At 32.2% G+C, this 23,882-nt stretch carries 24 protein-coding genes, 1 riboswitch and 1 other annotated feature; of the genes, 7 read left to right on the top strand and 17 right to left on the bottom strand.

Translation table 11 applies throughout. The annotated features are described in order from the left end of the window. Positions 1 to 419: 419 nt before the first annotated feature. Positions 420 to 917 carry an SEC-C metal-binding domain-containing protein gene (locus DP68_RS03490; RefSeq protein ID WP_035306182.1) on the top strand — a complete coding sequence of 166 codons (498 nt, stop codon included), beginning with the start codon at positions 420 to 422 and terminating at the stop codon, positions 915 to 917. A gap of 37 nt (positions 918 to 954) precedes the next feature. Here DP68_RS03490 and DP68_RS03485 read toward each other — a convergent pair whose 3' ends face one another. The 6 genes from DP68_RS03485 to DP68_RS03460 all read right to left on the bottom strand — a co-directional run bounded on the left by DP68_RS03485 (position 955) and on the right by DP68_RS03460 (position 6,520). Continuing rightward, complete coding sequence (locus DP68_RS03485; protein ID WP_052085619.1) at positions 955 to 2,844, bottom strand: PocR ligand-binding domain-containing protein; 1,890 nt, start codon at positions 2,842 to 2,844, stop codon at positions 955 to 957. A gap of 166 nt (positions 2,845 to 3,010) precedes the next feature. Next, a complete protein-coding gene (locus DP68_RS03480; RefSeq protein WP_035306180.1) occupies positions 3,011 to 3,577 on the bottom strand; it encodes a class I SAM-dependent methyltransferase in 567 nt (188 codons plus the stop codon). A gap of 103 nt (positions 3,578 to 3,680) precedes the next feature. After that, positions 3,681 to 4,889, bottom strand: a complete 1,209-nt coding sequence (locus tag DP68_RS03475) for a type I phosphomannose isomerase catalytic subunit (RefSeq protein WP_035306178.1) — start codon at positions 4,887 to 4,889, stop codon at positions 3,681 to 3,683. A gap of 121 nt (positions 4,890 to 5,010) precedes the next feature. Beyond that, complete coding sequence (locus DP68_RS03470; RefSeq protein WP_035306176.1) at positions 5,011 to 5,418, bottom strand: VOC family protein; 408 nt, start codon at positions 5,416 to 5,418, stop codon at positions 5,011 to 5,013. Between the two features lie 105 nt (positions 5,419 to 5,523). After that, positions 5,524 to 5,724 (bottom strand): hypothetical protein, encoded by a 201-nt coding sequence (locus tag DP68_RS03465; protein WP_035306173.1) that lies wholly within the window; start codon positions 5,722 to 5,724, stop codon positions 5,524 to 5,526. Positions 5,725 to 5,878: 154 nt separating this feature from the next. Further along, positions 5,879 to 6,520 (bottom strand): undecaprenyl diphosphate synthase family protein, encoded by a 642-nt coding sequence (locus tag DP68_RS03460; RefSeq protein ID WP_035306171.1) that lies wholly within the window; start codon positions 6,518 to 6,520, stop codon positions 5,879 to 5,881. A 299-nt stretch (positions 6,521 to 6,819) separates the two neighbouring features. Between DP68_RS03460 and DP68_RS03455 the strand changes: the two genes are divergently transcribed. Continuing rightward, the gene (locus tag DP68_RS03455; RefSeq protein WP_035306169.1) at positions 6,820 to 7,443 is read left to right on the top strand and encodes a hypothetical protein; all 624 of its coding nucleotides are present in this window, start codon (positions 6,820 to 6,822) and stop codon (positions 7,441 to 7,443) included. 118 nt (positions 7,444 to 7,561) lie between these two features. On the opposite strand, the gene DP68_RS03450 is transcribed toward DP68_RS03455, so the two are convergent. Continuing rightward, the gene (locus tag DP68_RS03450) at positions 7,562 to 10,915 is read right to left on the bottom strand and encodes an ATP-binding protein (RefSeq protein ID WP_035306166.1); all 3,354 of its coding nucleotides are present in this window, start codon (positions 10,913 to 10,915) and stop codon (positions 7,562 to 7,564) included. A gap of 273 nt (positions 10,916 to 11,188) precedes the next feature. Between DP68_RS03450 and DP68_RS03445 the strand changes: the two genes are divergently transcribed. Together DP68_RS03445 and DP68_RS03440 are read left to right on the top strand one after the other, a co-directional pair. Further along, positions 11,189 to 11,764 carry a hypothetical protein gene (locus tag DP68_RS03445; RefSeq protein ID WP_035306164.1) on the top strand — a complete coding sequence of 192 codons (576 nt, stop codon included), beginning with the start codon at positions 11,189 to 11,191 and terminating at the stop codon, positions 11,762 to 11,764. Between the two features lie 258 nt (positions 11,765 to 12,022). Beyond that, on the top strand, positions 12,023 to 12,601 hold the full coding sequence (locus tag DP68_RS03440; protein ID WP_035306161.1) for a hypothetical protein: 579 nt from the start codon (positions 12,023 to 12,025) through the stop codon (positions 12,599 to 12,601). 73 nt (positions 12,602 to 12,674) lie between these two features. Here DP68_RS03440 and DP68_RS03435 read toward each other — a convergent pair whose 3' ends face one another. Continuing rightward, positions 12,675 to 13,583, bottom strand: coding sequence for a prenyltransferase (locus DP68_RS03435; protein ID WP_035306158.1), 909 nt, complete (start codon positions 13,581 to 13,583; stop codon positions 12,675 to 12,677). A gap of 185 nt (positions 13,584 to 13,768) precedes the next feature. On the opposite strand from DP68_RS03435, the gene DP68_RS03430 reads away from it, so the two are divergent. Genes DP68_RS03430 through DP68_RS03420 form a run of 3 tightly spaced genes read left to right on the top strand, consistent with a single transcriptional unit; the run spans position 13,769 to position 16,159 of the window. Next, positions 13,769 to 14,692: an ABC transporter substrate-binding protein gene (locus tag DP68_RS03430; RefSeq protein WP_035306155.1), complete on the top strand. Its 924-nt coding sequence runs from the start codon at positions 13,769 to 13,771 to the stop codon at positions 14,690 to 14,692. Next, entirely contained in the window at positions 14,692 to 15,414 is a 723-nt protein-coding gene (locus tag DP68_RS03425) for an ABC transporter ATP-binding protein (protein WP_035306152.1), read from the top strand. The genes DP68_RS03430 and DP68_RS03425 overlap by 1 nt, the downstream gene beginning before the upstream one ends. Further along, positions 15,407 to 16,159, top strand: coding sequence for an ABC transporter permease (locus DP68_RS03420; RefSeq protein ID WP_035306148.1), 753 nt, complete (start codon positions 15,407 to 15,409; stop codon positions 16,157 to 16,159). Before DP68_RS03425 ends, DP68_RS03420 begins: the two co-directional genes overlap by 8 nt. A 62-nt stretch (positions 16,160 to 16,221) precedes the next feature. Here the strand turns inward: DP68_RS03420 and hydE are convergent, their stop codons facing one another. The 9 genes from hydE to DP68_RS03375 form a co-directional block, all read right to left on the bottom strand. Beyond that, complete coding sequence (hydE, locus tag DP68_RS03415; RefSeq protein WP_035306145.1) at positions 16,222 to 17,268, bottom strand: [FeFe] hydrogenase H-cluster radical SAM maturase HydE; 1,047 nt, start codon at positions 17,266 to 17,268, stop codon at positions 16,222 to 16,224. Between the two features lie 43 nt (positions 17,269 to 17,311). Further along, positions 17,312 to 18,181 (bottom strand): transposase, encoded by an 870-nt coding sequence (locus tag DP68_RS03410; protein WP_035306143.1) that lies wholly within the window; start codon positions 18,179 to 18,181, stop codon positions 17,312 to 17,314. 382 nt (positions 18,182 to 18,563) lie between these two features. Beyond that, positions 18,564 to 18,890 (bottom strand): CGGC domain-containing protein, encoded by a 327-nt coding sequence (locus DP68_RS03405; RefSeq protein WP_035306140.1) that lies wholly within the window; start codon positions 18,888 to 18,890, stop codon positions 18,564 to 18,566. Between the two features lie 131 nt (positions 18,891 to 19,021). Continuing rightward, positions 19,022 to 19,207, bottom strand: a riboswitch (cobalamin riboswitch). An 80-nt stretch (positions 19,208 to 19,287) separates the two neighbouring features. After that, a complete protein-coding gene (locus tag DP68_RS03400) occupies positions 19,288 to 20,268 on the bottom strand; it encodes a glycerophosphodiester phosphodiesterase family protein (RefSeq protein WP_035306137.1) in 981 nt (326 codons plus the stop codon). 77 nt (positions 20,269 to 20,345) lie between these two features. Beyond that, entirely contained in the window at positions 20,346 to 21,089 is a 744-nt protein-coding gene (locus DP68_RS03395) for an amino acid ABC transporter ATP-binding protein (RefSeq protein WP_035306133.1), read from the bottom strand. A 12-nt stretch (positions 21,090 to 21,101) separates the two neighbouring features. Beyond that, the gene (locus DP68_RS03390) at positions 21,102 to 21,785 is read right to left on the bottom strand and encodes an amino acid ABC transporter permease (RefSeq protein ID WP_035306129.1); all 684 of its coding nucleotides are present in this window, start codon (positions 21,783 to 21,785) and stop codon (positions 21,102 to 21,104) included. 12 nt (positions 21,786 to 21,797) lie between these two features. After that, positions 21,798 to 22,610 carry an amino acid ABC transporter substrate-binding protein gene (locus tag DP68_RS03385; protein ID WP_035306126.1) on the bottom strand — a complete coding sequence of 271 codons (813 nt, stop codon included), beginning with the start codon at positions 22,608 to 22,610 and terminating at the stop codon, positions 21,798 to 21,800. A 172-nt stretch (positions 22,611 to 22,782) separates the two neighbouring features. Then, positions 22,783 to 23,031, bottom strand: a binding site (T-box leader). Between the two features lie 137 nt (positions 23,032 to 23,168). Beyond that, on the bottom strand, positions 23,169 to 23,429 hold the full coding sequence (locus tag DP68_RS03380; protein ID WP_035306110.1) for a hypothetical protein: 261 nt from the start codon (positions 23,427 to 23,429) through the stop codon (positions 23,169 to 23,171). A 70-nt stretch (positions 23,430 to 23,499) separates the two neighbouring features. Beyond that, a complete protein-coding gene (locus tag DP68_RS03375; RefSeq protein WP_035306108.1) occupies positions 23,500 to 23,871 on the bottom strand; it encodes a hypothetical protein in 372 nt (123 codons plus the stop codon). Positions 23,872 to 23,882 lie beyond the last annotated feature (11 nt).

The following is a 23,882-nucleotide window of genomic DNA, read 5'->3' as shown; positions in this document are numbered from 1 at the left end:
GGGACGGTTATCACCTATAATTACCTTTTGAGGATGGTTAGCAATCATTAGTTAAATAATAACTTCTATTCATATATTATTTATTAACTAATTATTAAGTATTTATTAAATTTTGCCAAATATGCACTATATGTGAATTATGTACATATTTTATTTTAATATTTAATTGTCACAATCTGGTTACAACTTTAATACATTTCCCTTATGCTCCTATGCTTCACCCTCGTCAAGTTCAACTTGAAAGCCATTTTTATTACTATCACATATATATTTAATACGACTAAATAATCGTTAAAGTTACCCATTATATTCTTTTCTTATATAAAAACTGGAAATATATTGTCTTAAGTTGAAAATATATTGTTTTTTTATTATAATTAAAGCTACATAGTTAATTTATTATAAAGGAGAAATAAAATATGGGGTTATACAGTAAGTGGAAAGATCTAGTTGTATACTTTGTTCAAACTCAGGGGGAAGATGCCTTTTGGGGTGAATACGTAAATGTTGAAGAAGATATAATTAAAAAAATTCTTATTAACCATAAAAACGTTTTTAATGGACAAGTTGTTGATTTATCTAAAGAATTTAATACATCTCCTGCATTATTCATTGGAGTAGTTGATGGATTAAATACGGCTTTAAAAACTCCTCTAAATTTAGAAGACATAGAAGAGGATACAGAAATATCACTTGATATAGACTTTGAGAAATTATACATAAACTTAGCAGAAGCTGAAGCTGAAGAGTTATCAAATATTCCTGAATGGAATGTAATTTTACCAAAAGAAAAGCTTGCAGGGCTTAAGCTTAAGTACAGCCCATCTAAAACACTAGTTACTCCTGAAAAAATAGGAAGAAACGAAGCTTGTCTATGTGGTAGCGGTAAGAAATATAAAAACTGCTGCGAAAAGTAAAAAGTCAGCCCTCGGGCTGACTTTTTTATTTATGTCATTAGCTAAAATATATATCTGAAAACTCTATATTTATCTTTTCTGCCTTATTTGTACCTGAAGGTATATCCATATTTTTATTTTCATCCTGAGAAAGTACTTTTACAGGAAGTTTAACAAAGAATTTAGAACCATCTCCCCAGTTACTGCGAGCCCATATTTTCCCTCCATGGAGTTCTACTAGAGATCTTATAAGAGATAACCCTATGCCACTACCTTCATTGTTCCTTGATAAGGATTTATCCACTTGTACAAATCTATCAAATATGGACTCTAATTTATCATTTGGTATTCCTATACCATTGTCCTCTACGGATATTAGTACGTACTTATCTTGATCTTCAAAATTCACTTTTATCTCTCCACCCTTAGGAGTAAATTTTAGGGAGTTAGAAAGTAAATTAAGTATTATTCTCTCGACTTTATCCTCATCACAAGCCATTATCTTTTCTTCTACATTGGTATCAAATATAATATTTATATCTTTGTTTTTCCCATATTCCGTTACAGATAATGTTATATCCTCAATAAGACTTACCATATTGCAGTTCTTAGGGAAAAGTTGAAAGTATCCTGCATCAATTTTGGTTATATCTATCAAATTATTTACAAGTCTTATAAGCCTGTAAGAATTTTGCTTAATCAAATCCTTATATCTAAAAAGCTTTTGTATGTTATCACTTTTATCAGTTATATTCATGTCCTCTAATATTATATTAGTTACTTGAAGAGATGTTAGTATTATATTTAAAGGAGTTCTTAGTTCATGAGATAGATTTGCAAAGAAGTCTGTTCTTAACTTTTCGTATGCCACCGCTTCATTTAGCTGGCGAGTTTTTTCAGCCACAGTTGTACGCAGCCTTTCCTTTGCCCTTCTATCTGAAATATCCTGAGATACTATAAGCATGTGGTTTTCTCCATTGTAAGGACACCTAGCTCCAATTCCTTCTAAGTATATATATTTCTTGTCCTTGACTCTAAGAAACCTACATTGACTAAAGGGTTTTTCGTTGCTTTGTATTACATCCTCATAATCCTTTTGAAACTGCTGCTCTTGGTTTTTCGTAAATTTTAAAAAATCGCTTACTTTGTTTCCTATTACCTCATGAGATTCCTTGGCCCCCAGTAGCCTAGCTCCTGCTTGATTGCAATATAGATATCTTTCCTTATCTCTTATGTATACTCCTATAGGCAGCAACTCTACAAGCCTTTTATATTGTTCTTCACTTTCCCTTAAAGCTTCTTTCACTTGCCTTATTCTTTCTTGTTCTTCTAATAGTTGATTATTATTTTGCTGAAGCTCTACATTCCGCTGTTTTAATTCTTCTTGTAGCTGCCTATTACAAACTTCCACCTGATTTCTCAATTGGATTTCCTTAATCTTACTTAATCCCATTTCTGCAAATATCTTTGCAAGACTTTTATAATAAGAAATTATATCTTCAAGTCGTTCTTTCTCTACTATAGGTACACTTTTTATGCTTTCCAAATAAGCCTTTTCATCCATCTCAAGCCTTTTAGCTTGGCTTTTAAACATCTCTAAATTGGGCTCTTCTATAAAAAATTGACCGATAACAAAGTTTGCAATAACCTCTCCATCTATTTCAATAGGAATAAATGCACTCATGAGGCCATTTTTACACTGATTAAGAATATAATCTTCTCCTCTTTCTACTTCTCTATTTTTCATAAATCCTGTGATACAGTGTTCCTGAGAATTAGGTATTTCGCTATGAAATCTTTTACATACCATTTGCCACCTTGTACTTATTAGCAATTTTCCTTCTAAATTCAGTACCCCGTGGGGAAGCCCTGTAATATTATAAAATTTATCCATTAATTTTTGAAGTTTTTCCATATCCACCAATTTTTCAAGTTTATATTTAGCCATGCTATGACCTCCAAGTGCTTTATCATAGGTAATACATTATATATTAACAATTTTTCTGCATTTTTTGACAATCATTGATGTTTATATGATATATTCTACACAAATAAAAAAACTCCTTGAATTTTAACCAAAATATTATTTCTTTAATTTTTGTCCTTAAAACTTCTTATCTTTTTTCTATAATAAGTAATCGTGGCGGATAATTTATTTGGTTTGTAAACTCTAATTGCACCACATTATACTCCTTTTGATTTAATGTTTTTGTATAATTTTCTAAGGCTTCCTTTTCAGCTTTCCCATTTTCATGTCCATGGTATATTACAAGCATTACCACTCCCTTAGGTACTAAAAGCTCCAGGGATTTTTGTACTGCTTCGATTGTGGTGTGTGCTTTCGTTGTAATGCTATGGGAAAAAGAAGGTAGATATCCTAAGTTAAACATAACTATTTTCACTCCACCTTCTACATATTTATCTATATTTTCGTGCCCATCTAATATTAAATTTACTTTAGTCTTTATATTATTATTTTGGAGCTTTTCCTTTGTGGCCTGTATAGCTTCACTTTGTATGTCAAAGGAGTATACCTCTCCCTCTTCCCCTACAAGACCTGCTAAAAACAAGGTATCACTGCCTTTTCCCATGGTTGCATCTACCACCTTGTCTCCATTCTTAATCTTTAACCTGCATATTTCCTTTGCTATATTCATAGAATTTGTAAAAAACTCACTCATAATATCCTCCGCTTTTGTTTAAGTATAAATAATAGCTAAGATTAGAATCTAGCAATAACTGAATTCTCTACCAATTATTACTTATTGTTTGCTATTTATATTTTTATTTGATGATTTCATCTAAATTATATCCGCTTTTTCTTAAATAATCCAATTGCATTTTTAAGTTTTGTTCATTTTCCAAATATATATTTAATGCTTTGAAGCTCCCTTTTAATTCATATTCTCCTAAGGATGCAGGTATAAATACCGTTTGTCCCTTAGAAAATGTTTCTTCAGCTTTATTAGTTATCAATCCTTCCTTATTTTCAAGGGATAATGTTTCTTCATCCTGTGAAGATAGTTTCTTCTGAGATTTACTATAAATTATAGTGCCTTCACCTTCGAGAAAAGTATATATATGAAACTTTTCTCCTTTTGTACTTTCCTTAAATCCACAAGACGTTTCATAAAGCTTTACACAAAAGTATTTATTTAAGGCCATGTATGTTATAGTCGTGTTTTCATCTTTGATTAATTCTTCACTTACTTTATTTTCAATAGAATTTATTACAGATAGGCCGGCATTTTCAGTTAGTCTCATTCCTTTGTATTTTTCTTTACAGATTTGTTTATTACCTGATTCATTACTTGTTTGGCTAAAATTTATAACTTCTAGTGCCTTATTTAGATGAAGCTCTCTTTTACTTCCATTAATATCTTTTCTATTATAGTCATATATTCTGTAAGTTATATTTGAACTTTGCTGAATTTCTGCAATTAAAAGTCCTTCCCCAATAGCATGTACCGTTCCTGAAGGTATATTTATTATATCTCCTTTAGTTACTTCTATATAATTTAGGCACTCCTCTACCCTTTCTTCATCACAAGCTTTCTTAAACTTTTCTTTGTCTATACTATCCCTTAACCCACATATAAGCTTTGATCCAGGCTTTGCAGCAATTATATACCACATTTCATTTTTACCTAAGGAATTATTCTCGTATTTTTTTGCATATTCATCATCAGGATGCACTTGAACAGAGAGCTTATCATTAGCATCAATAAACTTTATAAGTATGGGGAATTTATCTTTATATGCTTTATATATATCTTCCCCCAAAATTTCTGAACCTTTTTCCTGTATAACCTCATATAGCGTTTTTCCACTAAACTCTCCATTATCTATGACACTAAGTCCATCCTCATGGCAAGAAGCTTCCCAGCTTTCGGAAACCTTTCCTTCTGGCAAAACCTTTCCCAAGAACTCCAGATTTCTCCCACCCCAAATATAATTCTTGTAAACCTCCCTAAATTTAAAGGGGTAATACATTTACTAAATCCCTCCAATTAGTCATATCACTAAAATATATGAAGGATTCACAAAAAAAGTGCCACCCACATGGCAAATGGCAAGTTATATTAACTTGCCACTTGCCACGTGGGTGGCACTTTTATATTTTTTCTTCATCTCTCATTTCTATTTCGGTTCCTTCTGGGGCCTTTAGCTTAAATAAATACCCATTTTCAACTTTGTATATCTCACTGCCATTTTTTAATTTAAAATTATTGTATCCAAGTCCCTTTATTCTATTATATTCTTCTTGAACGTTATCTACTAAAAAGCACATGTGTACTATTCCTTCGTTTAATGAATTCCATTTATTTAGCTTATCTCCCTTTTTTGCAGTTTGAAGTTCAATCATAAAGGATCCTAGCTTTATCCAAGTATTAAAATCTCTAGTATGAAAATCTGGGGTCTCTTGAACTATTTCAAAACCTAGTATCTCTGTATAAAATTTTAATGATTCCTTGTAACTTTCTGTTTGAATACATACATGATGTATAGATTTTATGCTCATGTTTATTTCTCCTTACCTACTTCACTCTTTTTATATATAAATTATAAATTATAAAAACGGTTAACAACAATTAAATCTAGTAAATAGTTGTTAACCGTTCCTACTTTAAAGTTTCTCGTTACTTCCCATAACCTCACCAAACTGATATTGTTCTCTCATTTTATTGTCTTCCTCTGTAAAAGGAAATGGTTCACTCCCTACATCTGAACCTTGTGTTATATGCTCTGGCATGCTGCTTAAGTTATCTTCAACTTTTCTTATGGAATAAGCCTTATGATTAGGATTATCATTTCTCATGCTTCTCATGCTTTTCACCTCTCTTAAGTTGTTTGTAACCTCATTAACTACTTATTTATTATTTGTTTCCTAAATAAATCTATCCAAAATAGTGCCACCCACGTGGCAAGTGGCAAGTTACACTAACTTGCCACTTGTCATGTGGGTGGCACTTTCCTTCTATTTAGCCACCAAGCGTTACGTCTTGTTTATCATACCACTCTAGAGCCTCTGAAAAATGATTAGGCTTGAAATCTGGCCAATAGTCATCTATTACATAAAAGTCTGAATATACAGATTGAACCGGAAGCAGTCCGCTTAATCTTCTTCTTCCTCCCCATCGTATAATAAGATCTATTCTTGATATATCATGAGACTTTATATTATTTATAATATTCTTTTTAGATGAATCAGCTGTCTTTAGCTCATTTAAATCCCATTGCCAGCCATAATTTATTAGGAAATTAACTCTAATTCCTCCCTTACCAAAGGTTCTTCTAGTGGTGAAGGATTCTAGCTCCTTTGGAAAGGCTGGTGAATCTGTATTTCCAACCACTAATATTTCTGCATCTTCCTTTGTAATTAGGTTTACGGATTCAATACATGCATCTGTAAAGGCCTTCTTTTGTTCACTTGGCCTTTTTGTATTATCTATGGTAAATCCATAGTATGTGATTTCCTTAATTCCAGCTTCCTGGCACAACTTAAAGCTAGCTAGCCCCGGATCAATTCCTATTTCATATCCCTTATCTTTAGGCATTCCGTTAGCAACTGCCCATCTTCTATTACCATCAGGAATTATTCCAATATGGTTTGGTAATCTCATTTTATTGTCACCCCGAATTCTCATTGTATTTTTAATGTTTAGTATGATGATATATTAAAATTTTATAATATCTCTATTATATATGAAAATATTCCTAACCTCTATATTTTATATTAATTATACATCATTATTTATTTTAGCCAATAAACCCCTATTTATATCTTAAACTTCTAATAATTTAGCTTATATTTTAATTATAGCTGTTTGCCGTCTCTTGTTTTTAATTATGTGTTAATTATTATATTTTCGGTAATACTGTATTTAATGTAATAATTATTTAAAGACAAGGAGGATTTTAAATGAAATTAAAATTAATCTCATTAATATTATTTATGTTCACTATACTATCTTTTGGATGTGCTAGAAATATCAATCCTACACCAGTGCCAGGAACAACCAAAAATCAAACCAACTCTCAAGCTCAATATCAAACACCTCTTCAAGCACAAGACCAAGGCAAGGCTCAAGAAAATAAGACCGACGTTGTAACAACTGCATCTGTAGTAGACAATGCCACTGCTTTTGAAAAGGCAATTAGCAACAAAGGCACTTGGATTATTGCTATAGTAAAAGATTTAACTATTGATAAAGAGTTAGTACTTGATGGTGAATTTAAAAACGGTAAAAAAGATAAAGATGGCAAGGATATTGTTCAACGTAAAGTAGCTCTGTACACTCAAGATGAAAATCGTAATGTGACTAATAGATTTACTTTAACTGCACCAAAATTTACCATCAACAGCCCAAAAGCTAGTATTCAACATGGAACTTTTAAAGGAGATCTCTATGTTTCCTCTAAAGACTTTCAATTAATTGATGCTAAAGTTGACGGAAATGTATATTTTACTAATAATGAAGCTAAATCAACATTTAAAATGGATAGCGCAAGCAAAATAATAGGAAAACAAGAATTAAAGAAATAGCTTTTAATTAGAAAGCTTATAAAAGTTTAAGGGACGGCTAACAACTATTAATAATAAATAATTGCTAACCATCCCTATTTTTCACACTTGCCACTTGCCATGGGGGTGGCACTTTATTTTAGTATATATCAGAAAACTCCGTTGCCAATTTTTCTTTATATTTTGATTCAGAGGATTCTTCACTTACTACATTATTTTCTATCTCTTCAACATTCACTACTTTCACAGGAAGAGTTATAGTAAACTCACTGCCCTTACCTAGTTCACTTTTTACACTAATAGTTCCCCCCTGTATTTCAACAAGGGATTTTACAAGAGCAAGACCTATCCCACTTCCTTCTTTTTTTCTAGTTATAGACTTGTCAATTTGAGCAAATCTCTTAAAAATAAAATCTAACTTATCCCCTGGTATACCTATTCCTGTATCTCTTATAGATATTTCTACAAACTCGCCCTTATCATAAATATTAATAAATATACTTCCTTTTGAGTCTGTAAACTTTACTGCATTGGATAAAAGATTTAATATAATCCTTTCAATCTTTTCTTCATCAAATGCGATAATCTTCTCCTCTACTTCTGTATCAAAGATTATATTTATTCCTTTTGACTGAACAAAATCTGCAACTGATTGCACCAGTTCCTCAACCACATATACTATATTATCGTTAGTTAAATTAAGATTTAAGTATCCCCCATTTATCTTTGTGGTATCAATTATATTATTAATCAATCTAAGAAGTCTTAATGAATTTTGATTCATTATAGTAAAATAATATTGAATTCTATCATCGGCCAAGTTTTTTGATTCATCTAAAGACCTTAGCAGCTGTACCGTGCTGCTTATGACATTTAACGGAGTTTTAAGTTCATGGGACATGTTTGCAAAAAACTCTGTTTTTACCTTATCATATTCCATAAGCTCTTCTACTTTTTTAGTACTTTCATGATTTTTAACATTAAGTGTTTCAATTCTCTCATTAGCCACTGATACCTTCTTTGCAAGTGACAACGCCTCTTCTACTGAATCCTTTAACGTTAGCAAAGTATTTACTCTTGATAACAGCTCATATTTATTAAATGGCTTTCCGAGGTAGTCATTAGCACCACTTTCAAAGGATATCACTAAATTTTCCGGTCTATTATCTGCCGTCATAATAAGTATAGGCAGCTGAAAAATTGAATATTTTTTTCTAATTATATTGCATATCTCATAACCTAACAAATCTGGAATCATCATATCAATAATAACTAAATCTAAGTCTTCATTTTTTTCCATAATTTCTAATGCCTGTTTTCCTGTTGAAGCCTTTAGTATAAGCTGACTAGGATGTGAAAGATATCCTTCCAGCACTCTTTGATTCACATATTCATCATCTACTATAAGTATTTTATAGATTTTACTAACCCTAGTTCTTAAATTCCTACTTAATCCACTAGACCTATCATCTGATATAAGATTTAAAGGCTCATAATTTAATTCTTTTAATATATCCTTTGAATCGTCACAAGTATTATTAACTTCTTCTTCAGAACTCAGTGGCAAACTAAATGTAAACTTAGTCCCTTTTCCTGTAGAAGATTTAACCTTTATATCTCCACCATGAAGCTTAATTAATTTCTTCGTTATGTAAAGTCCTAATCCCGTACCCCCATACTTTTCAGAAATTCCCTCACCCTGTTCATATATATTAAAGATTGTATTAAGTCTTTCTTTTGGTATCCCAATTCCAGTATCCTCTATAGATACTTCTATATAATTTTCTTTTATGCTGTAAGATGCTATTATTTGACCCTCATGTGTGAATTTAATTGCATTCCCAATTAAATTATAAAAAATCTGCTGTATCCTATCTTCATCTCCATCAACATAAGGGGCTCCCTCATCTACCAAATTAACCAACTGAACAGATTTATTATTTGCTGATAGCTCGCAAAATTTTATTACCATTTCTAGTAGTTTGTTAATTTTTACTGGCTTCTTTTGTAATGTTATTTCGTTATTTTTAAGTTTAGAAAACACTATAATATCATTAACTAAGTTAGATAGTCTTATTGCACTTGATTTAATTAAAGACAAGTTATACTTTTCATCTTCAGTCATATGGTCTTTAGCTGCCGTAGCAAGGCTTTCAGATAAACCGATTATCCCATTTAGCGGCGTTTTAAGTTCATGGGATGTTACAGCTAAAAAATCATCTTTTAAATTATTTAAAGATTTTAGCTTTTCACCTATGTCTTCTGATCTTGAAAGAGCTCTAGCTTGCCTTTCTGCTAAAACATAGTAATTAGCCACTATAAATATAAACACTCCTAGTGGTGCAAATGAATTGGTTATAATTATGCTGTACTCATATAAAATATCATTTATTCTTGTTATAAATAGTGCAAAAAGGCCTATTACAGTAATATAATCATTGGTTTCTACATTAATATATACTTTACATATTTTACACATCATATAAATTATTAGCGATAAGGCCAATGCTTCAAAAGGAACTAGTAATTGCATATAATGATCTGCTGGAATTATAAGTACTAGAAAAAAATATAACAGAGCTGTAAAATTTGAAAATTTCACAACTTTTTTTGAAAGTATCCCTCCATAGCTCTTGTCAATAAATAATACAATGAAGGGCATATATAAATAAAATGTCCAAATCATTATTCTTACTGCCTGTATATAACTAAAGTTAGGAAATATAGAAATAACAAATCTCTCTCCTAAAAATATTGTTCTAATAGCAATTAAAATACAAACTATTGCAAAATATAAAGGCGCTTTATTCTTTTTCCTTTTAGAAAATACTGCCAAGTTATAAATTGCAGCTAAAACACTGCTTCCAAAAAGGAATAAATCAAGGGCTTGCTTTTTTTCCTTATAAGTATCTATTTTTGAAGCTTCCCCCATTAATATAGTATCTATGAACCCAAATTCCGAGTAAAAGTTACTAACTTGAAGGGTCAAATATACTTCTCCATTTTTTGTATAAAAGGAACCTGCTTTGGGCAGCATTTGTGGCTTCATTTCATTTTTATTTTTACCTACTTCTCCTACGGATACTACTGCATGATTATTTGCCCAAAGTTTATATGCGTTTTGAATATAGTCAATTTTAACTGAATATAGATAATCATCACTGTCTATAAGAATCTTCAATCTATAGGTTCCATATCCAGCTCCCCCCAAGGCTCCTGGAATAGTAGCATAGGTCTTTTTAAAATGTGTATTATCAAAGTCTTCAGGTTCTAAAAATTCACTTTTATAAAACTCCCACTCCCCATTTAACTTGGTCATTCCATCACTTTCAAAATCCCAATTTCTTAAATCTATCACACCATTTTTAGCCACAGGACTTGGCTTACTGGTATTACTTACATTTAAACTTCCATTAATTATGTATATAAATATTCCTAGGGTAATCAAAAGCAAGCTAAATAATTTTATTTTTGACATTTTAATATTTTTCATAAAACTTCTTCACCTTTACCCTTTTTTTATATTAATAATAACAAAGGTGCCACCCACGTGGCAAGTGGCATGTTCTTCTCACTCTATGGTTTTAAGCATAATTTTATAATTTCAGCAATTTAGAGGACAGCTAACAACTAATGTTAGTTATTAATTATCTCCTTTTATAATAACGTAACTTTTCATTAAAAAATACAAAAATACGTGTTTTTTTGTCAATTTAGCAAATAATATATTTGTATTAATAATAATCAGTAGTAAGGAGGATTTTATATGAAAATTAAGGTTTTATTATCAGTACTAGTTCTATCACTTACTCTATCCGTTGGATGCGCTAGACAAAATAACACTAATCAAACACCTAATACAACACAAAACCAAAATCAAAATCAAGGAAGCAAACCAGATGGTGTAACAACTGCATCAATAGTTGATAATGCCGCAGCTTTCCAAAAGGCAATTGGAACAAATGGTACCTGGATTATTGCTATAGTAAAAGATATAAGTACTGATAAAGATTTAGTGCTTGAAGGTGAATATAAAAATGGTAAGAAAGATAAAGATGGTAAGGATATAATTCAGCGTAAAATAGCTCTTTATACTCAAGATGAAAAACGTAATGTAACTGCTAGATTTACTTTAACCGCTCCAAAGTTAACTATTAACAGCCCAAATGCTAGTATCCAGCATGGAACTTTTAAAGGGGATCTTTATGTTTCAACTAAAGACTTCCAATTAGTTGATGCCAAAGTTGATGGAAATATATATTTCACTAATGCTGAAGCTAAAGCTGGATTTAAAATGGATGACAAGAGCAGTGTAACTGGAAAGCAGGAAGTAAAGAAATAATTTATATAATACTGAACTTAATTTATCAATTAATTCAGATTACCTTTAAACCCTATGCTTGCGTAGGGTTTTCACCTTTTATGCATAGTTATTGCAGTGAATTATATGTTCTTTACTCCTTTGCCGTTAATTACCCACCATTCCCATCAATTTCCTCATACTTTTTTATGAAATAATATCGAAATATATACTATTTTAGAATAATTTATATTATAATATAATCTGTATCAAAAATTTTTATACATAGGGGGATCTTAAATGAAAATTAAGGTTTTATTATCAACACTTGCTCTATCACTTACTTTATTAGCTGGATGCGGAAGCAGACCTGCTGAACAAACAGCAACTAAGCCTGAAACTAAGACAGAAACTAAGGCTCCAGCTGAAAAGGTTGACACTGTAACAACTGCTTCAATAGTGGACAAGGCAGAAGCTTTCGAAAAAGCTATAAGCAAAGATGGTACTTGGATCATTGCAACATTAAATGATTTAACTATTGACAAGGACCTTGTACTTGAAGGCGAATTCAAAAACGGTAAAAAAGATAAAGATGGTAAGGATGCTATCCAACGTAAAATAGCTCTTTACACTCAAGATGACAAGCACGTTGTAACTGCTAGATTTACTTTAACTGCTCCAAAATTAACTATAAAGAGCCCACAGGCTAGAATCCAAAGCGGAACTTTCAAAGGTGACGTATACGTTGAAACAAAGGACTTCCAATTAGTAGATGCTAAAATTGAAGGTAACGTATACTTCGCGAGCGAAGAAGCTAAAGCTGGATTTAAAATGGATGAAAAGAGCAGCATAACTGGAAAGCAAGAAGTAAAGAAATAATACATAATTTTTAGTGCCACCCACATGGCAAATGCCAAGTTAATGTAACTTGCCACTTGCCACGAGGGTGGCACTATTTTATTAATGCAATTATAGTTATTAAATTAAAGGTTATGTGCAGAATATTTGTTACACGTATTCCGCTAGTTTTTGGTCTAGAAACCGTCTTATAAGCCTTAATAGCTATTGGCAAGGTTATATAAACTAGTAATGCTAATATGGGTAAGCCCTTTGTAATAACTAATATAGTTGTCATTAAATATGCTGCAACTATTATTGAAACATAAATTGCTTTACCAGCCTTAATACCTAGTATAACTGTAAGTGTTCTTATCCCAAGATTTTTATCTCTTTCGTAATCTCTTATCTCATTTGACATCATAAGCAGTGGAATCATCAATCCTGCTGGCAGTGCACCTATTACAGGGGTGATAGAATATTCACTTGTAAATACAACATAAGAACCTAATACCATTAAAGGCCCCATAAGTACAAGGGACAATATAGCTCCAAGTCCCCTTTTCTTATATACAAAGGGTTCTCCAGTATAGGCATAAGAACCTACAATACCAGCTATTCCAATATAAATGAGCTTTGGAGTGCTTAAATACATGAGTATTAGTCCTATGAGCCCAGTTCCCGCTAAGCATAACATGCTAAATGAAAATACTAAAAGGTCAAAGGCAGTTCTTTCGTACTTTAAAAATTTATAGGTCTTTTCTCCTGGCCTATGATATTTAAAAGACCCTTCATAAAAATCATTTATTAAGTTCGCACATCCCTGTACAAGCATGCCTCCTATAGTAACTAATACTATCTTAAGTACATCTAATTTAAGGTTTCCTGTGAATAACTTCCCTTCCCTATGAGCCATTAACATACCTAAAGTGGTTGAGGCCACAGCAAGTGTAAGAGATAATGGTCTTAACGCAATCCATAAGTCCTTTATGAGTTTTATAATATATTCCTTTGTATATTTCATGATCACATCTCCCGAAAGTTTATATAAGCTTAACAATACACACTTAATTATACATGAGCGTGTTGAAAACTCAACAACAAAGTACTACAATTAAATAGTGCCACCCACATGGCAAGTGGCACGTTAGCGTCAACTTGCCACTTGCCATGTGGGTGGCACTACAAAAACAGATGGGGGATGTAAAAATGAAAAATATTAAGAAGTTATCAGCAGTACTATTAGCTGTTATGATGGCATTTGCAGTTGGATGCAGCTCGAAGAAAACTGGTGATGATACTACAAAGGAAAATTTAAAATTAAAAGTTGGAGTTATGCCTGCAGTAGACTCAGCACCTATATTTCTTGCAGCTAAAAAGGGATATTTCAAAGAACTTGGATTAGATGTAGATGTGCAAGTTTATACAAATGCAATGAATAGACAAAGCGCTCTCCAAAGTGGTGAATTAGATGGAGCCATGACAGATGTTATTGCTTTAGTAAATAATGTTCAAAATGGTTTTGATATAAAGGTTACAACAAGCACAGATGGATCCTTCCCTTTCTTAATAAAAAAAGGATTTGAAGAAAAGAAAGATATCAAGGTTGGAATGATGGAAGTAAGCGTGTCCAACTATTTATCTGATAGAAGTTTGGCAGATAAATACAATATAGAAAAGGTTTATATAAATGAAATTCCTGCTAGACTTGAAATGATTAATAAGGGCAATTTAGATATGGCTGTTATTCCTGAGCCAATGGCTTCTCAAGGAGAATTAAATGGACTTGGCAAAAAACTAATACAAAATACTGATGAATTTTCACCAGATATAATGGTGTTTACAGGAAAAGCTATAAAGGAAAACGAGAAAGCCGTTAAGCTATTTCATGAAGGTTACAACAAGGCTATTGAGGACATAAATAAAAACGATACTGAAGCAAGAGAAATATTAATAGAAAAGTTAAAATTAAAGCCAGAGATTAAAGATAAAATCATTTTACCAAAATACAATAAGGCAAGAGTACCTAGTAAAGAATACCTTGAAACTATTATGAATTGGAACGAAAAGGTACTAAAGAAAAAAATAGATTTAAAATATGAGGACTTAGTTGAAGGGAAATTCGTAAAATAATGATTAAAGTAAAAAACATAGAAGTATGTTATGGCGAAGAGAAAGCTTTAGATAAGCTTTCTCTAAATATCGCTAAGAATACTACTTGTGCTGTAATTGGTCCATCAGGATGCGGAAAGACTACACTTTTATATACGTTAGCGGGAATTATAAAACCAGCTTCAGGTAATATATTTATTGGCGGCCAGGAGCTCACTGGTATAAGAAAAGATACAGGGTTAATTCTTCAAGATTATGGGCTTCTTCCCTGGAAAACTGTTTGGGATAACATTGCATTTCCTTTAAAATCTAGAGACTTTAACAAATCTGAAATTACTGATAAAGTTTCCTCTATTTTAAAAAGCTTAAGTATGGATGAATATGCAAAAAAACTTCCTGGCGAGCTTAGCGGTGGACAAAAGCAACGAGTTGCAATTGGAAGAACCTTAGCCCTAGAACCCGATTTGCTTCTTATGGATGAGGCCTCCTCTGCCCTAGATGCTATAACAAAGGAGCATATTCAAAATCTTATATTAAATATATATAAGGAAAGTCATCTCACTTTAGTAATGGTAACCCACAATATTGAAGAAGCTGTTTTCCTTGGACAAAGGATTATAGTTATGGGTGATGGAAAGATCAATCATATAATAGATAATCCATACTTTGGGGATGAAAATTTAAGAAACAACTTGGAGTTTTATAAAATATGTCTTGAGGTAAGGAAGTGGTTAAATGGCTAGACTTAAAGCGTTCATATACAACAAAACTTTATATGGAATCTTTATAGTAGTGCTATTTTGGTACATACTTCATTTAACTGTAAGTTCTTCGGCAATACCTTCTCCCTATAAAACAATTTTGAACTTTATTGAGATTTTTCCAGGAACATTAAGCCTTCATCTACTAGTAAGCCTAGCTAGAATAACTACAGCAATTTTAATTTCATTAGTATTTGGAAGCTTAATTGGACTTTGGATTGGCATGAGTGAGAAAGCCGATGAACTTATAACGCCCATAGTATACATACTATATCCGCTGCCTAAAATAGCTTTTCTGCCAATACTGATGATTTTATTTGGTCTTGGTAACACCCCTAAGGTTGTACTTATAATTATAATAATTATTTTTCAAATCATTGTAGCTGCGAGGGATGGAGTTCGAGAAATACCAAAGGAACTCTTTTATTCCGTAACCTCCCTTGGATTAAACAAAATTCAAACTTATAGGCATTTAATAATTCCAGCGGTGCTTCCTAAAATAATAACTGCCTTAAGAATTAGTGTTGGTGTGAGCATATCCGTGCTATTCTTTGGTGAAAATTTTGCAACAACCTATGGCATTGGTTACTTTATAATGAATAGCTGGCTAATGGTAAACTATGTTGAGATGTTTAGCGGAATATTAGCCCTTAGCATAATGGGATTTTTAATATTTAAGATTATTGATATACTGGAAAATAAGCTCTGCAGATGGATTAAAATATAGTGCCACCCACATGGCAAGTGGCAAGTTAAAGTAACTTGCCACTTACCATGTGGGTGGCACTTTTATTTCCTTAAAGATTTAAGGCTATGTCCTTTAGATGTTGAAACCGTTCTTCCTATAGACCTTATCTTTCCTGAAATACAATTAAAGCAATGACCTGGTGTATCATTTATGCATATCTTACCTGGATAAAGAGCATATAGTTTTCTATAGTCCCCCTCAGTTATATTAGGCATAACAACGTTGGCACCACTTTGAAGCGCTATTATTCTTCCATTTTTATTTAGAGTCTCCATAGCTGTTGTAGCAGGTATGTTTATATCCGGTAACAGGAGCCTTGTTAATGCCATAACCTTTAAGCTCATTGTAAACTCCCTGCCCTTGGCATCCTTTAAAGGAGTATCTTCATTAGGGATAAATGGTCCAAGTCCTATCATGTCTGCATCTATTTCTTTAAAAAACAATATATCATCTGCCAAAGATTCTATAGTTTGGTTAGGCAGCCCTACTAAGTTACCTGTTCCTATTTGATATCCTAATGATTTTAAATCTCTAATACATCTTTTTCTATTTTCATGACTCATAGCTGGGTCTAACTCTTCATATAGCTTTTCATCTGTAGTTTCTATTCTAATTAAATATCTATCTGCTCCAGCTTCCTTGTAAGCCTTATATTCTTCAAAAGTTTTTTCTCCTAAACTTAAGGTAACCGCTATGTCCATTTTCTTTAAATTAGATATTATAGATGCAAGCATGTCTACTGTGTAGTAATCATCTTCTCCAGATTGCATAACAATACTTTTGTATCCATAACCTACTGCTTTTTTTGCTAATTCTATTATTTCATCAGGCATCAATCTATATCTTTCAACATTTTTATTAGCTGCCCTTAATCCACAATATAAGCAATTACGTTTACATGTATTTGAAAACTCAATTATTCCTCTTAAATGCACATCGTCTCCTACATACTTCTTTCTAACTCTATCAGCTGCACTAAAAAGTTCCTCATTTATGCTATTATCTTTAAGTAATATAACCAGTTCTTCTTTGTTTAAATTATGAGTTTCCTCAGCTTTTTTAATTAATTGTAAGCTTTTATCATCCATTGCACGATCCTCCTAAGGTGCCACCCACATGGCAAGTGGCAAGTTACACTATTTTATTTCTTGAAATTAACTTACTTATGGTGGAAGGTGCCGCATTAAAATATTCTGCTATTTCCCTTAAGGAATAACATTCACTTAATGCACATCTTATAATTATTATTTTTACTGCGGTAAGGCATTGTTTCCTGGTCCCATTCCTAATCTCCATAAGTACAGATTTATTTATATTTAGTTTTGAAATTACTTCATCTAATGACTTACGATTTAGTCTTACAAAATTACTAAAATCGTTGCCCTCATTTGAAAATGGCGTTTCTTTAAGATTAAGTGCTGCCTTTGTAATTTCATAATCTTTATCTTCATCAATTTCATCTCCAGGTGAATTAACAAGTTTTAAATACTGCTTAGAAGCCCCTTCCCTACTATTCCCTAAGATATTTAATATAAAATTAGCATTGATACCTGAATTTATGTTGTTTTTATAAAAATAATGACTGCTCCAAGGATAATCCTCTAAACTATCACATATATCAGCCTTTATTGGATTTCTATGTATATACCTTAAAAGCCATACTAAATAAGCATTGTTATCAACTAACTTACTCTTATATCTACTATCAAATGCGTGACCAGTCCTATTTAATATACCTTTTATATATTTTCCTAGTAAATTGTCCAAATAAAACATTATTTCATTTATTGGAGATTTATTAGTTTTCATAAGTAAATGATAATGGTTATCCATAATTACATAAGCTAAAATCTCATAGTCAAACTTGATATTATATTTTTTCAAGCATCTTAAGATAAATGATTTTACATTATCATCTTGAAATATGTATTCTTTGTTGTTTCCTCGCTGATAAATATGATATATTGCTCCTTCATAGATAATTCTATTCTTTCTTGACATATGCTTTCACTCCTGTAAATGGTTTATCTAAACTATTCACACTTTTATAAAAAATATACATAAAATCAGAAATTCTATAAAGTATCATTAATTTAATCAGCTAAAAATTGTCACTTGCCACTTGCCACGTGGGTGGCACTATTATTTTGATTTTATACTAGTTGATACCTTTATGGCAAGTGGTAAGTTGAACTATCTTAATTTAAGAGAGATTTAGCTTAATAAGTGTAATTTAGGTTGCATTAAAAATAATTTATTTCTATTAATAACCTGAAGATTTTACAGCTAAGGGAACCCCTACAAGGTTCCCTTTAATAAAATAATTGAATTTTATATAGCTTAAATCTCAACTTGCCACTTGTCACGTGGGTGGCACTAGGCACTAATGTGTACCCTCTATTACTTCTATGTTATGATTTTCAAAAATTTGTTTTATTTCATGAGCCCTATTAGCCGTGCACTTTTTAATAATACAAACCGCTAAATGAATTCTTTTAACACCTGATTCTTGAAGTTTTTTTGCAGTCTTTAATAAATTTTCATCAGAATTTTTGGAACAAGCATCACATGTAGCAAATGCCATCATTTCCAAATCCTCATCCTTTTCATAAATACTAAAAGCCTTATTTCTATTATTATAAGCCTTAAAACATCCCATGGTTGAGCATGTACCATTTGTGTTTTCACATGCTATAATAGCTATTTTCATATATTATTCTCCTCTTTTCTCATTATTGTAAAGTCATAAAACAAATAACCCTTCAACGTTTAGTTAAAGGGCTGTCTATCCAAAATGCATATAAGTCATTTTAATCTTCCTCCCCCTATTACTCGTAGAGTTTTTGGCAATATAAAACAGGCAGGTGTTCTGACTCGAGCGTCAACATTTTTTCAGCCTTCCCAGTTTCCCAGTGGCATATTGAAAAAACTATTCTCTTACAGCGGCGAGACCGTGCGGGACTTTCACCCAGCTTCTCTTTTAATCAACAGATAAAAATCTATTGAACCCATTTTATAAACTACTAATTTAGTATACTTATTGTACTATAAATCCTGCTTATATGGCAAGTGTTAACTCATTCCATATAAACTTATATAAGAAATTTTTATTTGTAAAATAATGGACCTATTTTATCAACACGATTTGTCCAAATACCTCCAGTATAGTTATGCGGTAGATTTTTCAAGTCTTCGGCAGTATCAAATCCTTCAGAAAATTCCCCGCTGCCGCCTACAACAATTACACGAGTATTTACACTATCCATTCGATTTAGAAATCGGCCTCCCCATCCCCATAGAATAGGAGCGTATTTTAATGGTATATGCAATTCAGTATTTCTACAGGCCTTTGGAACATACCCTGTCCACCCTATAGCAATATAAGAAATCAGTGATTTTTTCAGCGTTGCCTTTGACATAACTCGAAGATTAGGTAACTCTTTCTGTAGTAAAGCAATAGGTTTGTCTCCTCCATATACAGCCAATTTATTTAAACTTTCTTTGGGTAGCTTAGAAAGATATTGAACAAGCTGCTGCCCATCTTCTGTTTTATCAGTTTTAATATGAATCAAAAAAGAACCTTCTGGGAATTTAGTAAGAACATCATCTAATGAAGGCATAAGTCCTGTTCCTTTACCTCGAAAAGGAAATGTCTTCCCTCCATCCGCAGTGTAGTTATACCCAACGTCAAGTAATCTCAAATCGTCCATTGTATAATCTTTTATAAGGCCTTTGCCATCAGTTCTATATTCTAGTGTCCAATCATGAAAAACAGCAAATTTCCCATCCTTGGTTGGCTGAACATCAAGTTCAACTATATCAGCTCCATATTTAAAAGCTGATTCCATAGAAGAAATTGTATTTTCTAAAAAAGGATGTTCAGGCTTATGAATGCGCTGAGCTGTATTGGTTTCATTGGTTATTCCCTCCATACTAAAGGTTTGTGCAAGCCCACGATGTGCAAGTATAGTTGGTTTTCCTGTTCGCTGTTTTGTAAACAGAGAGCTGTTATTCACGTAGACAAATGCAAATAATATTATAAAAAATATTGCGGATCTTTTCTTTATTATCTTTTTAAATTTGTCCATTTTCCCCCCATAGTTCATAAATTAAGTGCCATCTACTTGCTAACTTGCCACTTGCCACGTGGGTGGCACTAATCAACCTAATCATCTATAATACTCAAAAACTTCTTCAAGCGCTCATTGCCTGTATTTTCAAAAACCTGCTCTGGTGTACCAACTTCAACAATTGACCCATTTTCCATGAATACAACCTTATGAGCTGCATCTCTTGCAAAACTCATTTTATGAGTTACTACTACCATAGTCATTCCTTCTTTAGAAAGATCTTTCATTACCTTTAGGACCTCAGCTGCCAGCTCTGGATCTAATGCAGAAGTAGGCTCATCAAATAACAAAACTTCAGGTTCCATTGCCATGGCACGGGCAATAGCTACTCTTTGCTGCTGGCCACCTGAAAGTTCACAGGGATACTGATCTTTTTTCTCTAAAAGTCCAACCTTTTGTAAAAGCTTAAGACCTTTTTCACGAGCCTCTTCCTTTGAACGCTTCAATACTGTTACCTGTCCCTCCATTATATTTTCTATAACGGTCATATGAGGAAAAAGATAAAAGCCTTGAAATACCATCCCAGTTTGTTTTCTTAGCGCTTGTACTTCACTAGTAGAAATCTTTTTATTTCCACTAAACATTACCTCATTTTTCCCAATTGCTATGGCACCCCCGTTTGGAGTCTCTAATAAATTTATACATCTTAATAGAGTGGTTTTCCCTGAACCCGATGGTCCAATAATAACCGCTGTCTCTCCCTTATTAATCTGTAAATCTATACCCTTTAAAATCTCATTCTTACCAAAGCTTTTGTGTAAGTTTTTTATGTTTATCATAAAACCCCTCCTTTACCTAGTTGTATATCTTTCAAGTCTTTTTTCTAACCTATTCTGAAACACTGATAATACACTACTGAACATAAGATAGATAACTGCAGTTTCAATATATAACCAAAGAGGTTCATAAGTTGCAGCTGTAATTCTCTGAGCTATCATGAACATTTCAGTAACGGTTATAGTTGCAGCAAGTGATGTATCTTTAACAAGACTTATAAAAGAATTAGCTAGTGGAGGTATGGAAACTCTAGTAGCTTGCGGAAGAATTACTCTTCTCAATGCTTGTTTATATGTCATACCTATGGAGTATGCAGCCTCCCACTGACCTTGAGGTATGGATGTAATAGCAGCTCTTATAACCTCGGAGTTATACGCACCTACACTTAATGTAAAGCCGATTATACCCGCAGTCAGCGCGTTTAATGTTACGCCTGCTGCTGGAAGCCCATAGAATATGATAAACAATTGAACTAGGAGCGGTGTCCCCCTTACTATCCAAACATAAAACTTAGCTAATAATACCAATGGTTTAAAATTCGATATTCTCGCTAAAGCTGTAAGCAAAGCAAGAACTAATCCAAGAGAAAAGGATATAATGGCAAGGGGGACTGTAAATTCCAATCCCGCCTTTAATATAGGTAAAAATGAGCTTATTAGTATATCTATTATTCTTGTCGCTCTTTCATCAAAATTCATCTTGTCACCTCGTTATTTTGATACATCAGTACCAAACCACTTTTGAGAAATTTTTAAGTAAGTACCATCTGCCTTCATATCTGCAAGTGCTTTATTTACTGCATCTACTAATTCCTTATTTCCTTTTCTAAATAATACAGCACTTTGCTCAGCATTATTATAATCAGCTACTGACTTTATTGGTGCATCTGGCTTTTGCTTTTTTAAATCTAAGAAAGATAAGCTATCATTAATAGTGGCATCTACTCTCTTTGAAGTTAAAAGGTCAATGGCTTGATTAAAACCATCAATTTGAACCAGCTCTGCTCCATTACTTTTTGCAATCTTACCAAGATTACTTGTTAAAGATTGAGCAGATTTTTTACCTTTTAAGTCTTCGAATTTTTTAATATCTTGGTTATCGCTTCTTACGATAAGTACAGCTCTTGATGTTATATATGGAGTTGAAAAATCATACTTTTTCTCACGCTCAGGATTTATTGAAACTTCATTTAATACCGCATCAAACCTCTTTGCATCAAGGCCTGCAAACATACCATCCCATTTTGTTTCAACAAACTCTGCTTTTACACCAAGACGTTTTGCTATTTCATTTGCTATTTCCACATCAAATCCCGTTAAGGTTCCATTGCTATCATGGAAAGTAAATGGAGCATATGTTCCTTCAGTACCTATACGAATTTTACCATCATTCTTTATTGTTTCTAATAAGTTTTTGGGTGCAGTTTCTTTACCTGCATTATTATCTTTTGTTGAACATCCTGTACCACCTATAATTAAAGTTAAAGCTAAAACAGCACTCACAAATATATTTCTTTTTTTCATTTTTATTTCCTCCAATTTTTATAATATCCTTGATATTAATTTTATTTATAGTATCTTATATTTCTTGAAAAATTATTTAATCAATAACTCCCCCTTATTTCGATTTTTTCTATGTTATAATTATTTAAATACATTAGTATACCTTGAAAACAAAAAACTCCTGCCTCTAAAACATAGAGGTAGAAGTTATATTCTACGGTCCCACTCTAATTATCACGAATATAAACAAATTCATGACTCTCATCAATTCAGGTACAAACATACCTTAACGCTTTAACGAGCGTACCCGCTGCCGTCTACTTATTTTCGAGACAGTGCTCAAAGATGCATTCACATAGATTACACTCAAAACCCCTTTCAGCCTAGAGGGTTTCTCTCTGTAAGTTTAGTCTATACTACTAATTCTTATCACAGCATTTTTATTTTCATCTGTATACTTTAAAAGTATTCTTATAGGAATACTATATATTATCCTACTTTTATTGTCAAGATTTTTATAAATTTGTTTAATGGTAATTATTATCAGTTATAATCATACCTGCATATTTTCCCTTATAATTAAACTATTATAGTTACTTCTGTTCCATCTCCAGCTTTTACTTCTACCATCTTTAATCCCTTATAAGCTTTTAACACATCAAAACCTTTTTTAAGTTCCTTAAGGTCAATATTTTCAATATATTTTCTTTGCTCTTCAGTAATATATCGCTTTGCAATTGATATTCCAAAGTTGCCACAGCCAAGAGCCATTTTTATAAGTCCTATTGGTGCTGGTATTTTAAAGCTTCTTCCAGTATTAAGCTTTATATAAATTCTCAATCTTATTCTCCCTTTCATTCAGCGTACAAATTAAACTGAGTGTATTTATATTGATTAGTTAATAAAGTCTTTACTCAATAGAAACTTCAACTATATCCCCATTGCTACTTTTTACATCCACTATCTTTCCTTCAAGACCTGAATCAATGGCTTCCATGATCATCTTTATATCTATTCCCTCTTGCTCTGAGACACCTGGTATTTTAATATTATTAACTGCATTTCCTATAGCTTTTAAAAACTTAACTGGTACATTTACATTTACGGTATCATTGGTGCTTGATAGCACTCTAACTTTAAGCATTTTATCTAAATTTTGTGATACAGTAAGCTGTTGTGCACTACTAGACTTATCAAGTGCTTCAATAAGTTCTGTAGCCCTTTCTGAATCGATTTTACCTTCTTCAACCATTTTTAAAATTCTTTTAACCTCTTCCTTCATTTTACAATCCA

The sequence above is a fragment of the Clostridium sp. HMP27 genome (assembly GCF_000765165.1).
Taxonomy (GTDB): Bacteria; Bacillota; Clostridia; order Clostridiales; family Clostridiaceae; genus Clostridium_AK.
This window is presented reverse-complemented; position numbering and strand designations above follow the sequence as displayed.

What these genes read in the sequence shown, in the direction of transcription:
- DP68_RS03490 (WP_035306182.1), top strand. Translation starts at nt 420, where the DNA reads ATGGGGTTATACAGTAAGTGGAAAGATCTAGTTGTATACTTTGTTCAA.
- DP68_RS03450 (WP_035306166.1), bottom strand. Translation starts at nt 10,915, where the DNA reads ATGAAAAATATTAAAATGTCAAAAATAAAATTATTTAGCTTGCTTTTG.
- DP68_RS03475 (WP_035306178.1), bottom strand. Translation starts at nt 4,889, where the DNA reads ATGTATTACCCCTTTAAATTTAGGGAGGTTTACAAGAATTATATTTGG.
- DP68_RS03400 (WP_035306137.1), bottom strand. Translation starts at nt 20,268, where the DNA reads ATGGACAAATTTAAAAAGATAATAAAGAAAAGATCCGCAATATTTTTT.
- DP68_RS03420 (WP_035306148.1), top strand. Translation starts at nt 15,407, where the DNA reads ATGGCTAGACTTAAAGCGTTCATATACAACAAAACTTTATATGGAATC.
- DP68_RS03425 (WP_035306152.1), top strand. Translation starts at nt 14,692, where the DNA reads ATGATTAAAGTAAAAAACATAGAAGTATGTTATGGCGAAGAGAAAGCT.
- DP68_RS03430 (WP_035306155.1), top strand. Translation starts at nt 13,769, where the DNA reads ATGAAAAATATTAAGAAGTTATCAGCAGTACTATTAGCTGTTATGATG.
- DP68_RS03460 (WP_035306171.1), bottom strand. Translation starts at nt 6,520, where the DNA reads ATGAGATTACCAAACCATATTGGAATAATTCCTGATGGTAATAGAAGA.
- DP68_RS03445 (WP_035306164.1), top strand. Translation starts at nt 11,189, where the DNA reads ATGAAAATTAAGGTTTTATTATCAGTACTAGTTCTATCACTTACTCTA.
- DP68_RS03405 (WP_035306140.1), bottom strand. Translation starts at nt 18,890, where the DNA reads ATGAAAATAGCTATTATAGCATGTGAAAACACAAATGGTACATGCTCA.
- DP68_RS03435 (WP_035306158.1), bottom strand. Translation starts at nt 13,583, where the DNA reads ATGAAATATACAAAGGAATATATTATAAAACTCATAAAGGACTTATGG.
- DP68_RS03410 (WP_035306143.1), bottom strand. Translation starts at nt 18,181, where the DNA reads ATGTCAAGAAAGAATAGAATTATCTATGAAGGAGCAATATATCATATT.
- DP68_RS03480 (WP_035306180.1), bottom strand. Translation starts at nt 3,577, where the DNA reads ATGAGTGAGTTTTTTACAAATTCTATGAATATAGCAAAGGAAATATGC.
- DP68_RS03385 (WP_035306126.1), bottom strand. Translation starts at nt 22,610, where the DNA reads ATGAAAAAAAGAAATATATTTGTGAGTGCTGTTTTAGCTTTAACTTTA.
- hydE (WP_035306145.1), bottom strand. Translation starts at nt 17,268, where the DNA reads ATGGATGATAAAAGCTTACAATTAATTAAAAAAGCTGAGGAAACTCAT.
- DP68_RS03395 (WP_035306133.1), bottom strand. Translation starts at nt 21,089, where the DNA reads ATGATAAACATAAAAAACTTACACAAAAGCTTTGGTAAGAATGAGATT.
- DP68_RS03390 (WP_035306129.1), bottom strand. Translation starts at nt 21,785, where the DNA reads ATGAATTTTGATGAAAGAGCGACAAGAATAATAGATATACTAATAAGC.
- DP68_RS03455 (WP_035306169.1), top strand. Translation starts at nt 6,820, where the DNA reads ATGAAATTAAAATTAATCTCATTAATATTATTTATGTTCACTATACTA.
- DP68_RS03375 (WP_035306108.1), bottom strand. Translation starts at nt 23,871, where the DNA reads ATGAAGGAAGAGGTTAAAAGAATTTTAAAAATGGTTGAAGAAGGTAAA.
- DP68_RS03470 (WP_035306176.1), bottom strand. Translation starts at nt 5,418, where the DNA reads ATGAGCATAAAATCTATACATCATGTATGTATTCAAACAGAAAGTTAC.
- DP68_RS03440 (WP_035306161.1), top strand. Translation starts at nt 12,023, where the DNA reads ATGAAAATTAAGGTTTTATTATCAACACTTGCTCTATCACTTACTTTA.
- DP68_RS03485 (WP_052085619.1), bottom strand. Translation starts at nt 2,844, where the DNA reads ATGGCTAAATATAAACTTGAAAAATTGGTGGATATGGAAAAACTTCAA.
- DP68_RS03465 (WP_035306173.1), bottom strand. Translation starts at nt 5,724, where the DNA reads ATGAGAAGCATGAGAAATGATAATCCTAATCATAAGGCTTATTCCATA.